Origin of the sequence: Leclercia adecarboxylata (assembly GCF_006874705.1) — a bacterium.
Taxonomy (GTDB): domain Bacteria; phylum Pseudomonadota; class Gammaproteobacteria; order Enterobacterales; family Enterobacteriaceae; genus Enterobacter; species Enterobacter adecarboxylatus_C.
Genome location: NZ_CP035382.1, coordinates 2057986 through 2071090, shown reverse-complemented (window position 1 = coordinate 2071090; position 13105 = coordinate 2057986). Strand labels below are relative to the sequence as shown.

Below are 13105 nucleotides of genomic sequence, written 5' to 3'. Positions count from 1 at the left end.
AGTTACTCGTCTTCCAGTTCGATGTTGATACCCAGCGAACGAATCTCTTTCAACAGTACGTTGAAGGATTCTGGCATGCCCGGTTCCATCTGATGGTTGCCGTCCACGATGTTTTTATACATCTTGGTACGACCGTTCACGTCATCAGACTTAACGGTGAGCATTTCCTGCAGGGTGTATGCCGCGCCGTATGCTTCAAGCGCCCACACTTCCATCTCCCCGAAGCGCTGACCACCGAACTGCGCCTTACCACCCAGCGGCTGCTGAGTAACCAGGCTGTAAGAACCGGTAGAACGCGCGTGCATCTTGTCATCAACCAGGTGGTTCAGTTTCAGCATGTACATGTAACCCACGGTTACCTGGCGCTCGAACTGCTCACCGGTACGACCGTCGAACAGTGTGATCTGGCCAGAGCTTGGCAGGCCACCCAGCTGTAACAGTTCCTTGATTTCAGACTCTTTCGCACCATCGAAGACTGGCGTTGCGATTGGCATACCTTTTTTCAGGTTCTCAGCCAGGCGCAGCACTTCTTCATCGCTGAAGGTGTTCAGGTCGACTTTCTGACGAACATCAGTACCCAGATCGTACGCACGCTGGATGAATTCGCGCAGTTTCGCGACTTCCTGCTGCTGTTTCAGCATGGCGTTGATCTTATCGCCAATACCTTTTGCAGCCATACCCAGGTGAGTTTCGAGGATCTGACCAATGTTCATACGAGACGGTACGCCCAGCGGGTTCAGTACGATATCTACCGGCGTACCGTTAGCATCGTGCGGCATATCTTCGATCGGGTTGATCTTAGAGATAACACCCTTGTTACCGTGACGACCTGCCATCTTATCACCAGGCTGGATCTGACGTTTAACGGCCAGATAAACCTTAACAATCTTCAGCACGCCCGGTGCCAGATCGTCGCCCTGAGTGATTTTACGGCGTTTCGCTTCGAGTTTTTTCTCGAACTCGTGTTTCAGTTCGTCATACTGCTCAGCCAGCTGTTCCAGCTGATTTTGTTTCTCTTCGTCGGCCAGGCCCAGTTCCAGCCAGCGGTCACGTGGCAGCTTGTCGAGCTTCTCAGCTTCAACACCACCGGCAACCAGCACCGCGTAGATACGACCAAACAGGCCAGCTTCGAGGATCTGCAGCTCTTCAGACAGGTCTTTCTTAGCCTGCTTCAGCTGCATCTCTTCGATTTCCAGCGCACGTTTGTCTTTTTCTACGCCATCGCGAGTAAAGACCTGAACGTCGATAACCGTACCGGAAACACCGTTCGGCACACGCAGAGAAGAGTCTTTAACGTCAGACGCTTTCTCACCGAAGATCGCGCGCAGCAGTTTCTCTTCTGGCGTCAGTTGGGTTTCACCTTTCGGCGTAACCTTACCAACCAGAATGTCGCCGCCGGTCACTTCTGCACCGATGTATACGATACCGGATTCATCCAGTTTGGAGAGCGCAGCTTCACCCACATTAGGGATGTCAGCGGTGATCTCTTCTGGCCCCAGCTTGGTGTCACGGGACACACACGCCAGTTCCTGGATGTGAATAGTGGTGAAACGATCTTCCTGAACCACACGCTCGGAGACGAGGATGGAGTCTTCGAAGTTGTAACCATTCCACGGCATGAACGCTACGCGCATGTTCTGACCGAGCGCCAGTTCACCGAGGTCGGTGGACGGACCGTCAGCCAGCACGTCGCCGCGCTCAATTGGCTCACCCAGAGACACACATGGCATCTGGTTGATACAGGTGTTCTGGTTAGAACGGGTGTACTTGGTCAGGTTGTAGATGTCGATACCCGCTTCGCCTGCATGCATCTCGTCTTCGTTAACTTTGATAACGATACGGGAAGCATCGACGTACTGAACAGTACCGCCACGTTTAGCAACTGCAGTAACACCGGAGTCAACGGCAACAGCACGTTCCATACCGGTACCAACCAGCGGCTTATCAGCGCGCAGAGTTGGAACCGCCTGACGTTGCATGTTCGCACCCATCAATGCACGGTTGGCGTCATCGTGTTCCAGGAACGGGATCAGGGACGCACCGACGGAAACCACCTGCTGGGTGGAAACGTCCATGTAGTCAACCTGGTCGCGGCTGAACAAGCTGGATTCGCCTTTGCTACGGCAAGTTACCAGGTCTTCTACAAAGTGGCCTTCGTCATCCAGGTTGGAGTTCGCCTGAGCGATGACGTAGTTACCTTCTTCGATAGCAGACAGGTAGTGAATTTCGTCGGTTACAACACCGTCCGTCACTTTACGATACGGGGTCTCAAGGAAACCGTATTCGTTAGTCTGTGCGTACACGGACAGGGAGTTGATCAGACCGATGTTTGGACCTTCAGGCGTTTCGATTGGACATACGCGACCGTAGTGAGTCGGGTGTACGTCTCGAACTTCAAAGCCTGCGCGCTCACGGGTCAGACCGCCCGGGCCGAGTGCAGAGATACGACGCTTGTGCGTGATCTCAGACAGTGGGTTGTTCTGGTCCATAAACTGGGACAGCTGGCTGGAACCAAAGAACTCTTTCACTGCTGCGGAGATCGGCTTGGCGTTGATCATATCCTGAGGCATCAGGGTATCCAGATCGCCCAGAGACAGACGCTCTTTCACCGCACGCTCAACACGTACCAGGCCAACGCGGAACTGGTTTTCCGCCATTTCGCCTACGGAACGGATACGACGGTTGCCGAGGTGGTCGATATCGTCCACTTCGCCTTTACCGTTACGGATATCGATGAGCTTCTTCATCACTTCGATGATGTCTTCTTTGCTCAGGATACCGGAACCTTCGATCGCGTCACGCAGCAGAGAACGGTTGAACTTCATACGACCAACCGCGGACAGATCGTAGCGGTCTTCGGAGAAGAACAGGTTCTCGAACAGGCTTTCAGCCGCTTCGCGAGTCGGCGGCTCACCCGGGCGCATCATGCGGTAGATTTCTACCAGCGCGCTCAGACGATCGGTGGTTGGGTCGACACGTACGGTTTCGGACATGTACGGACCGTGGTCCAGATCGTTGGTGAACAGCGTTTCGATACGCTTGTGGCCAGACTGGCTCAGCTTAGCCAGCAGATCCAGGCTCAGCTCCATGTTAGCCGGGCAGATCAGCTCGCCAGTGGATGCATCAACGTAATCTTTTGCAGCGACTTTTCCAGCAATGTATTCAACCGGGACTTCGATGTGTTTGATATCATCTTTTTCCAGCTGACGGATGTGGCGCGCAGTAATACGGCGGCCTTTTTCCACATACACTTTGCCGTCGGCTTCGATGTCGAACGACGCGGTATCACCACGCAGACGCTCAGGCACCAGCTCCATTTGCAGCTTGTTGTCGCGAATTTCGAAAACAACTTTCTCAAAGAACAGATCAAGAATCTGCTCAGTGGTGTAGTTCAGCGCACGCAGAATGATGGTCGCAGGCAGTTTACGACGACGGTCGATACGGACAAACAGGTTGTCTTTCGGATCGAACTCGAAGTCCAGCCAGGAACCACGGTAAGGAATGATACGCGCGTTATACAGTACTTTACCGGAAGAGTGCGTTTTACCTTTATCGCTGTCGAAGAAGACGCCCGGGCTACGGTGCAGCTGGGAAACGATAACACGCTCGGTGCCGTTGATGACGAAAGTACCGTTGTCGGTCATGAGCGGAATTTCGCCCATGTAGACTTCTTGTTCTTTAATGTCTTTAACGGTGCCTTCCGGCGCTTCGCGCTCGTAGATCACCAGACGCAGCTTAACGCGCAGCGGTGCCGAGTAGGTCACGCCACGGATTTGACATTCCTGAACGTCAAATACCGGTTCGCCAAGGCGGTAGCTGACGTATTGCAGCTCGGAATTACCGCTGTAGCTCTTAATCGGGAACACGGAACGGAAGGCTGCTTCCAGACCGTACTGCCCTTCAGGATCTTGCTCGATAAACTTCTGGAACGAGTCAAGCTGGATAGAAAGGAGATATGGAATGTCCAGAACTTGTGGACGTTTACCAAAATCCTTACGAATACGTTTTTTCTCGGTATAGGAGTAAACCATAGGGTTCCTCAGCTCGCTGACAAGTCGACCCATCTGTCCATTGGCGGACAGTTTGTGCAACACCATTTTGTTGATCGGAAAATCGAACACTTTCCGCAATGCCTGTTGCTATCACGCTTAAACCATTTCATTGCGATTTACCCAGAGCGAGCACCCTGTCGCAGTATATTAAGTCGTCGATAGAAACAAGCATTGTCAGGACAGCCAGCAGTCAAACAGTGTGAAACTCTACTGGCGCCTTACAGCGCAAAAAGGCTGGTGACTAAAAAGTCACCAGCCATCAGCCTAATTTCTCAGGCTGCAACCGGAAGGGTTGGCTTATTTAACTTCAACTTCAGCGCCAGCTTCTTCCAGAGATTTTTTCAGTGCTTCTGCGTCGTCTTTGCTCACGCCTTCTTTCAGCGCAGCTGGAGCAGATTCTACCAGGTCTTTAGCTTCTTTCAGACCCAGGCCAGTTGCAGCACGTACTGCTTTGATTACGGCAACTTTGTTCGCGCCAGCAGCTTTCAGAACTACGTCGAATTCAGTTTTTTCTTCAGCAGCTTCAGCCGGGCCAGCAGCTACAGCTACAGCAGCAGCAGCGGAAACACCGAATTTTTCTTCCATTGCAGTGATCAGTTCTACAACGTCCATTACGGACATAGCTGCAACTGCTTCAATGATTTGATCTTTAGTGATAGACATTTAAATTGTTCCTGAAAATCAGAATAAGTTTATACGTAAGCGAATACTTGATAAAGATGACTGCTATTAAGCAGCTTCTTTCGCATCGCGAACAGCAGCCAGAGTGCGAACCAGTTTGCCAGCCGAAGCTTCTTTCATGGTTGCCATCAGGCGTGCAATTGCTTCTTCGTAGGTCGGCAGGGTTGCCAGGCGATCGATTTGCGATGCCGGGATCAACTCACCTTCAAAGGCTGCAGCTTTAACCTCGAATTTTGCATTCGCTTTCGCGAACTCTTTGAACAGACGAGCAGCAGCGCCCGGGTGTTCCATAGAGTATGCAATCAAGGTTGGACCAACAAACGTGTCTTTCAGGCACTCGAACTGAGTACCTTCAACTACGCGGCGCAGCAGGGTGTTACGAACAACACGCATGTAAACGCCAGCTTCACGACCTGCTTTACGCAGTTCAGTCATTTTATCTACAGTAACGCCACGGGAATCCGCAACTACTGCAGACAGCGCGCCTTTGGCTACTTCGCTGACTTCAGCAACAATCGCTTGTTTGTCTTGAAGATTTAAAGCCATTAGCTTTGCTCCTGGATGTTTGCCGGAACTCATGTTCCGGAACTCACTTCACTCTTCCCAACGGGAAGAGCGTCTTAATACGGTGAGCAGAAACAAGCCAGAGTATCCAAAAATAATCTTAGCGTTCTGTCACCGTCTACGCAGGGCATTAAGTCTCTTGCGAAACACCTGCGGTCTTCGACGGAGGCCTGGATTAGGCCAGGCTCCAACGAACAAATCTTTTAGCCGCTAACTATTGTTAGCAAACGTGGGGGTAAGATTGTAGACAAATCCACCGCCCACGTAAAGGCATTAGTTTGCAGCAGCGCTCAGGCCAGCCTGGTCAACTGCAACACCTGCACCCATGGTGGTGGAGATGCTAACTTTCTTGATGTACACGCCTTTCGCCTGAGTTGGTTTTGCTTTTTTCAGCGCAACCAGCAGAGATTCCAGGTTTTCTTTCAGTTTGTCAGCGTCAAAGTCCACTTTACCGATGGTGGTGTGGATGATGCCGTTTTTGTCGTTACGATAACGAACCTGACCTGCTTTAGCGTTCTTAACCGCTTCAGCAACGTTAGGGGTTACAGTACCAACTTTTGGGTTTGGCATCAGGCCGCGTGGACCCAGAACCTGGCCGAGCTGGCCAACAACGCGCATTGCATCCGGGGAAGCAATAACAACGTCAAAGTTCATTTCGCCTTTCTTGATCTGATCAGCCAGATCTTCCATACCTACCAGTTCAGCGCCGGCAGCTTTAGCAGCTTCAGCGTTTGCACCCTGAGCAAATACAGCTACGCGTACGGAACGGCCAGTACCGTGTGGCAGTACAGTTGCGCCACGAACGTTCTGATCGGATTTACGAGCGTCGATACCGAGGTTAACAGCAACGTCAACGCTTTCTACGAACTTAGCGGTAGCCAGTTCTTTCAGCAGAGCGATTGCTTCGTTGATGTCGTATTGTTTGGTCGCATCAACTTTGCCACGGATTACGGACATGCGCTTGGTCAGTTTAGCCATTTCTTAGTCCTCCACTACCAGGCCCATGGAACGTGCAGTACCTTCGATGGAGCGAGTCATCGCTTCAACGTCGGAACCAGTCATGTCGGCAGCTTTGGTCTGCGCGATTTCCTGCAGCTGAGCGCGGGAAATTTTACCAACTTTGTCTTTGTTCGGCTTGCCGGAACCAGACTTGATACCAGCCGCTTTTTTCAGCAGAACTGCTGCCGGCGGGGTCTTGGTAACGAAAGTGAAAGAACGGTCAGCGTAAACAGTGATTACGACTGGGATTGGCAGACCTTTTTCCAGGGATTCGGTTTTGGCATTGAACGCTTTACAGAATTCCATGATGTTCACACCCTGCTGACCCAGAGCTGGACCAACTGGTGGACTTGGGTTTGCCATACCAGCTGCAACCTGCAGCTTGACATAGGCTTGTACTTTCTTAGCCATTGTAAAATCCTCTGATTGGGTTATAGCGCCTCAAGGAGGCTCCCCGTGATAAAATTCGTTTTACGGATGCAATCCATAAAAACAAAAGGCGCGAAATTGTAGTCCAATCTCGCGCCCTGTGCAACGGTTAAATCGTCGCTTTTTTGATCGCTGCTTAGGCTTTTTCTACCTGGGCAAAGTCCAGCTCTACCGGGGTCGCACGACCGAAGATAGAAACGGAAACTTTCAGGCGGGACTTCTCGTAGTCCACTTCTTCAACCACGCCGTTAAAGTCAGCAAACGGACCGTCATTAACACGAACCATTTCACCCGGTTCAAACAGCGTTTTCGGACGCGGCTTATCACCAACCTGCTGCAGGCGGTTCATAATCGCATCAACTTCTTTGTCGCTGATTGGCGCCGGACGGTCAGACGTGCCGCCGATAAAGCCCATTACGCGCGGTACGCTGCGCACTAAGTGCCAGCTTGCATCGTTCATCACCATCTGAACAAGCACGTAACCCGGGAAGAATTTGCGCTCGCTTTTGCGACGCTGGCCGCCACGGATCTCGACCACTTCTTCGGTCGGAACCATAACTTCGCCAAACAACTCTTCCATATTATGTAATTTGATATGCTCACGCAGCGACGTTGCTACGCGGCCTTCAAAACCGGAAAACGCCTGAACGACGTACCAGCGCTTTTTAGGGGCTTCAGACATCTCAGAACCTCAGGCCAGTGATAAAGGATACCAGGCGAACCAGAATACCATCCAGTCCCCACAGGATCAGTGACATTACAGCGGTAACCGCAGCTACAATCAGCGTGGTGTGCAATGTTTCCTGGCGAGTCGGCCAAATGACCTTACGGACTTCGGTTCTCGCTTCGCGGGCAAAAGCGACGGTCGCTTTACCTTTGGTCGTCAACAGCGCGACACCACCCGCTGCAGCAATCAGAATTACCACTGCCAGCGCGCGTAGCGGCAGCATCATGTCGCGATAAAGGTAGTTGCCAACGATTGCCACGATCAGCAATACAGCTACTACTACCCATTTCATCGCTTCCAGGCCGCGCCCGCTCCCTTGAGCTTCGGTATTCGCACTCATAAACCAACCTGTCAGAAGTATTCTACAAACATTTTCACCCCGCGATAGCGAGGCGAACCAAACCGAAATGCTCTGTTGCGTTTCGGACTAAAACGCCCTCTTCAGAGCCTGTCTCAGCAATGATTATGACAAATAAAATCACTGATGAGCCAGGTTCTGGTTCGAAAGCGTGCAAAAAGGGCATCAAATGATGCCCTTTTCATGCGCATTGCGTCAAATGTTATCAGCAATTAGCCGAGAACTTTAGCAACAACGCCCGCGCCAACAGTACGGCCGCCTTCACGGATTGCGAAACGCAGACCGTCATCCATCGCGATTGGGTGGATCAGGGTAACAACCATCTTGATGTTGTCGCCTGGCATTACCATCTCAACGCCTTCTGGCAGTTCGATGGTACCGGTCACGTCAGTAGTACGGAAGTAGAACTGTGGACGGTAGCCTTTGAAGAACGGAGTATGACGGCCGCCTTCGTCTTTGGACAGGATGTACACTTCAGATTCGAACTTGGTGTGCGGCTTGATGGAGCCTGGCTTAGCCAGAACCTGACCACGTTCGATTTCTTCACGTTTGATACCACGCAGCAGAACACCAACGTTCTCACCGGCACGGCCTTCGTCCAGCAGTTTGCGGAACATTTCAACGCCGGTACAGGTAGACTTGGCAGTCTCTTTGATACCAACGATTTCAACTTCTTCGCCAACTTTAACGATACCGCGCTCTACACGACCGGTAACAACGGTACCACGACCGGAGATGGAGAATACGTCTTCGATAGGCAGCAGGAACGGCTTGTCAATCGCACGCTCTGGCTCTGGGATGTAGGAATCCAGGTAGCCAGCCAGTTCGATGATTTTCTCTTCCCACTCTGCTTCGCCTTCCAGCGCTTTCAGCGCGGAACCGCGAACGATTGGGGTATCGTCGCCCGGGAAGTCGTACTGGGACAGGAGTTCACGAACTTCCATCTCAACCAGTTCCAGCAGCTCTTCGTCATCAACCATGTCGCATTTGTTCAGGAACACGATGATGAAAGGAACGCCTACCTGACGACCCAGCAGGATGTGCTCACGGGTCTGAGGCATAGGGCCGTCAGTCGCAGCAACAACCAGGATCGCGCCGTCCATCTGCGCAGCACCGGTGATCATGTTTTTAACATAGTCGGCGTGGCCCGGGCAGTCTACGTGTGCGTAGTGGCGAGTCGGGGTGTCATATTCAACGTGGGAAGTGTTGATGGTGATACCACGAGCTTTTTCTTCTGGTGCGTTATCGATCTGGTCGAATGCACGAGCAGAACCACCGTAGGTTTTTGCCAGAACGGTAGTGATTGCAGCGGTCAGCGTTGTTTTACCATGGTCAACGTGGCCGATAGTACCGACGTTAACGTGCGGTTTTGTACGTTCAAACTTTTCTTTAGACATCGATTGTCCCTCTAAGACACGGATAAATCGGTGATATCACCACATCAACCAGGCGAAATGCCTGAACTGTTGAATACATTTAAATTGAAACAGAGAGAAACGGGAGGGAGAAGTGAAGTGGTGCTGATACCCAGAGTCGAACTGGGGACCTCACCCTTACCAAGGGTGCGCTCTACCAACTGAGCCATATCAGCACGTATTGGAGCGGGCAGCGGGAATCGAACCCGCATCATCAGCTTGGAAGGCTGAGGTAATAGCCATTATACGATGCCCGCATCCTGAAACTCGGCTACCCAGTTCTTTCTGTAACAAAAAAAGAGATTTCTCTCTTTTTAAGTTCGAGCTGGTCAATTTTTTCCAACCAGCTCCGGCGGCTTTAACGCTGCCAGAAAGTGGTGGTGGGGGAAGGATTCGAACCTTCGAAGTCTGTGACGGCAGATTTACAGTCTGCTCCCTTTGGCCGCTCGGGAACCCCACCGGACTTGATGGTGCCGACTACCGGAATCGAACTGGTGACCTACTGATTACAAGTCAGTTGCTCTACCTACTGAGCTAAGTCGGCATCAAGTAGCGCGCATTTTAGGGAGCCCTGCAGGTTCATGCAACTAAAAATTTGCATAAATCGTTCTTTCGCTCACATTTTGTGCGAGAAGAGAGAATAACGCTGTATTTCCAGGCAAATGCGCGCAAATATTCATCATTTACGGTCCTCAAAAGGGGTGAAACCCGGTCTGTGACGTTTCACGCTTAACGCAACACTCGGCCACTTTTTTTCTTATTATTCGGCCCATCTGGTGTTAACCTCCTGCGCATTGTCCAAAATTAACTATATATGTGATGTGCTCTACCCCGCACGGCTAGCCTCTGGTGTGGGATAAGACGCCTCACTCAAGCGTGCTTATGAGCAAAAAAGAGCAAACGTTAATGACGCCTTATCTCCAGTTTAGCCGCAGCCAGTGGGCTGCTCTGCGTGACTCCGTTCCCATGACCTTAACGGAAGGCGAAATCGCACGGTTAAAAGGGATAAACGAAGACCTGTCGCTTGAAGAAGTGGCTGAAATTTATTTACCTCTCTCGCGTTTGCTGAATTTCTATATCAGTTCCAACCTCCGCCGACAGGCCGTACTTGAGCAGTTCCTCGGTACGAACGGGCAGCGCATTCCTTATATTATCAGTATTGCCGGCAGCGTCGCCGTGGGGAAAAGCACCACCGCGCGTGTTCTGCAGGCGCTGCTGAGCCGCTGGCCGGAACACCGCAGCGTGGAGCTGATCACTACCGACGGCTTCCTGCACCCTAACGAGGTGTTAAAAGAACGCGGTCTGATGAAGAAGAAAGGCTTTCCGCTCTCTTATGATATGCACCGTCTGGTGAAATTCGTGTCGGATCTGAAATCCGGCGTGCCAAACGTGACGGCTCCGGTATACTCGCATCTGATTTATGACCGCATCCCTGACGGGGACAAAACGGTGGTGCAGCCGGACATTCTGATTCTGGAAGGATTAAACGTTCTGCAGAGCGGGATGGACTATCCTCACGATCCGCATCATGTGTTTGTCTCTGACTTTGTCGATTTCTCTATCTACGTGGATGCGCCGGAAGATCTCCTGCAGAGCTGGTACATCAACCGCTTCCTTAAGTTCCGCGAAGGGGCGTTCACCGACCCTGACTCCTACTTCCATAACTACGCCCAGCTCTCGAAAGATGAGGCTGTTAATGTGGCCACCTCGCTGTGGAATGAGATCAACTACGTGAACCTGAAAGAGAACATTCTGCCGACGCGTGAGCGCGCCAGCCTGATCCTCACCAAGAGTGAGAAACACGCTGTCGACCAGATTCGTTTACGGAAATAGCTATTCACCGCCCCAATAAAAAAACCGGCTTATCGCCGGTTTTTTTATGACTTACGCCAGGGGCTTCTCGCCGTTTTCATCCTGATCGACGGCGAAGCAGGCCACCAGTTGACCGCCGTAGTCTTTTAACTGCGGTTGCAGCTGGGTGCACGGCCCAAAACGACGACGGCAGCGGGCGTTGAAAGCACAGCCCGGCGGCGGGTTGAGCGGGCTTGGCAGCTCGCCGGTCAGCTTAATACGCTCCCGACGTTCATCCGGGTTCAGGCGCGGTGTCGCAGAGAGCAGCGCCTGCGTATAAGGATGGCGCGGGTTATTAAAGATCTGATCTTTCGTCCCCTTCTCCACGCAGCGGCCCAGATACATCACCATCACTTCATCGGCAATGTGCTCCACCACCGACAGGTCATGGGAGATGAAGACATACGACAGGCCTAAATCCTGCTGCAGATCCATCATCAGGTTCAGCACCTGCGCACGGACGGAAACGTCGAGCGCGGAGACCGGTTCATCGGCGATCACCACATCCGGGTCAAGCATCAGACCACGGGCGATAGCAATACGCTGACGCTGACCGCCGGAGAACATGTGCGGATAGCGATCGTAGTGTTCGGTCTTGAGCCCCACTTTCGCCATCATCGCCAGCGCCTTCTCGCGACGCTGCTCTTTGCTCAACGTGGAGTTGATCTGCAGCGGCTCCTCCAGAATCTGCCCCACTTTCTTACGCGGGTTCAGGGAACCATACGGGTTCTGGAACACAATCTGGATTTTCTGGCGACGCAGTTTCTGCGCGTCAGGATCGTGCTTGAGCAGATCCTGCCCCTGATAGTACAGCTCGCCCCCGGTCGGGGTTTCAATCATGGTCAGCAGACGGCCCAGGGTGGATTTCCCGCAGCCGGACTCCCCCACCACCGCCAGCGTTTTGCCGCGCTCCAGAGTAAAGGAGACGCCATCCAGCGCTTTCACCAGGCGTTCCGGAGCAAACAGCCCCTTCTTGACCGGGTAGTGTTTTTTCAGATCGATAGCCTGCAACAGCGGCTGTTGCATGGTGGCCTCTTGCGAACTCATAGTGTGGGCCTCCCGGCGTCATCGAGTGGGTAGTGGCATTTAGACTGACGGCCATCGTTGAGGGTATAAAGATCCGGCTCATCGATGCGACATTTGTCCGTGGCATACGGGCAGCGCGGGTTCAGCAGACAGCCGGTCGGGCGGTCGTATTTACCCGGTACCACGCCCGGCAGTGACGCCAGACGCGCCTTGTCCTGGGCAAACTCCGGCAGCGCGCGCAGGAGCGCCTGAGTATAAGGATGGCGCGGTGCGCGGAAGATATCGTGCGAGCTGCCGGTTTCCACTACCTGCCCGGCATACATCACGATGATTTTATGCGCCGCTTCGGCCACTAACGCCAGGTCATGGGTGATCAGGATCAGCGCCATGTTCTCTTTCTGCTGCAGCTCCAGCAGCAGCTCGATGATCTGCGCCTGAATGGTCACATCCAGCGCGGTCGTCGGTTCATCGGCAATCAGCAGCTTCGGACGACAGGCAATGGCCATGGCGATCATAACGCGCTGGCTCATCCCACCGGACAGCTGGTGCGGATAGACATCCAGACGCGAGGCCGGGTCAGGAATACCTACCTGGGTCAGCAGGTCGATTGCCCGCTGACGACGGGTTTTCTTATTCCCACCCTGATGCACCTTAATTGCTTCCATAATCTGGAAACCGACGGTGTAGCATGGGTTGAGGCTGGTCATCGGATCCTGGAAGATCATCGCCACTTCGGCGCCAACCAGGTTGCGACGCTCTTTTTCAGAGATCCGCTTCAGATCCTGGCCGTTGAACTCCAGGCTTTCCGCCATTACGCGGCCAGGGTAATCAATCAGCCCCATGATCGCCAGAGAGCTTACCGATTTACCGGAACCTGACTCGCCCACGATGCCGACAACTTCACCCTGATTTACGCTGTAGCTAACCCGATCTACGGCGCGAAACTCGGAGCCCACGTCACCGAAGTGCACCGATAATTTATCTACATTTAATAACGCCATCT

Annotated in this window: 11 protein-coding genes and 4 tRNA genes; 1 reads left to right on the top strand and 14 read right to left on the bottom strand. The window is 52.7% G+C overall.

The annotated features are described in order from the left end of the window. Window positions 1-2: 2 nt before the first annotated feature. The 12 genes from rpoB to ES815_RS10840 form a co-directional block, all read right to left on the bottom strand. A complete protein-coding gene (gene rpoB / locus ES815_RS10895) occupies window positions 3-4031 on the bottom strand; it encodes a DNA-directed RNA polymerase subunit beta (RefSeq protein WP_142487806.1) in 4029 nt (1342 codons plus the stop codon). Window positions 4032-4349: 318 nt separating this feature from the next. Continuing rightward, window positions 4350-4715, bottom strand: coding sequence for a 50S ribosomal protein L7/L12 (rplL, locus tag ES815_RS10890; protein ID WP_142487805.1), 366 nt, complete (start codon window positions 4713-4715; stop codon window positions 4350-4352). A gap of 66 nt (window positions 4716-4781) precedes the next feature. Continuing rightward, on the bottom strand, window positions 4782-5279 hold the full coding sequence (gene rplJ, locus ES815_RS10885) for a 50S ribosomal protein L10 (RefSeq protein ID WP_001207203.1): 498 nt from the start codon (window positions 5277-5279) through the stop codon (window positions 4782-4784). A gap of 291 nt (window positions 5280-5570) precedes the next feature. Next, entirely contained in the window at window positions 5571-6275 is a 705-nt protein-coding gene (gene rplA / locus ES815_RS10880) for a 50S ribosomal protein L1 (RefSeq protein ID WP_142487804.1), read from the bottom strand. 3 nt (window positions 6276-6278) lie between these two features. Then, window positions 6279-6707 carry a 50S ribosomal protein L11 gene (gene rplK, locus ES815_RS10875; RefSeq protein ID WP_032615878.1) on the bottom strand — a complete coding sequence of 143 codons (429 nt, stop codon included), beginning with the start codon at window positions 6705-6707 and terminating at the stop codon, window positions 6279-6281. A gap of 154 nt (window positions 6708-6861) precedes the next feature. Next, window positions 6862-7407: a transcription termination/antitermination protein NusG gene (gene nusG, locus ES815_RS10870; RefSeq protein WP_003862341.1), complete on the bottom strand. Its 546-nt coding sequence runs from the start codon at window positions 7405-7407 to the stop codon at window positions 6862-6864. A 1-nt stretch (window position 7408) separates the two neighbouring features. Further along, complete coding sequence (gene secE / locus ES815_RS10865; RefSeq protein ID WP_003862342.1) at window positions 7409-7792, bottom strand: preprotein translocase subunit SecE; 384 nt, start codon at window positions 7790-7792, stop codon at window positions 7409-7411. 230 nt (window positions 7793-8022) lie between these two features. Next, a complete protein-coding gene (tuf, locus tag ES815_RS10860; protein ID WP_142487803.1) occupies window positions 8023-9207 on the bottom strand; it encodes an elongation factor Tu in 1185 nt (394 codons plus the stop codon). Between the two features lie 118 nt (window positions 9208-9325). Then, window positions 9326-9401, bottom strand: a tRNA-Thr gene (locus ES815_RS10855). Window positions 9402-9407: 6 nt separating this feature from the next. Continuing rightward, window positions 9408-9482, bottom strand: a tRNA-Gly gene (locus tag ES815_RS10850). Between the two features lie 118 nt (window positions 9483-9600). Next, window positions 9601-9685: transfer RNA gene (locus ES815_RS10845), tRNA-Tyr, on the bottom strand. Between the two features lie 8 nt (window positions 9686-9693). Further along, window positions 9694-9769 (bottom strand) — tRNA-Thr (locus ES815_RS10840). A gap of 338 nt (window positions 9770-10107) precedes the next feature. On the opposite strand from ES815_RS10840, the gene coaA reads away from it, so the two are divergent. Beyond that, a complete protein-coding gene (gene coaA, locus ES815_RS10835; RefSeq protein WP_142487802.1) occupies window positions 10108-11058 on the top strand; it encodes a type I pantothenate kinase in 951 nt (316 codons plus the stop codon). 51 nt (window positions 11059-11109) lie between these two features. On the opposite strand, the gene dppF is transcribed toward coaA, so the two are convergent. Together dppF and dppD are read right to left on the bottom strand one after the other, a co-directional pair. Then, window positions 11110-12123: a dipeptide ABC transporter ATP-binding subunit DppF gene (gene dppF / locus ES815_RS10830; protein ID WP_142487801.1), complete on the bottom strand. Its 1014-nt coding sequence runs from the start codon at window positions 12121-12123 to the stop codon at window positions 11110-11112. After that, complete coding sequence (dppD, locus tag ES815_RS10825; RefSeq protein WP_142487800.1) at window positions 12120-13103, bottom strand: dipeptide ABC transporter ATP-binding protein; 984 nt, start codon at window positions 13101-13103, stop codon at window positions 12120-12122. Before dppD ends, dppF begins: the two co-directional genes overlap by 4 nt. Window positions 13104-13105 lie beyond the last annotated feature (2 nt).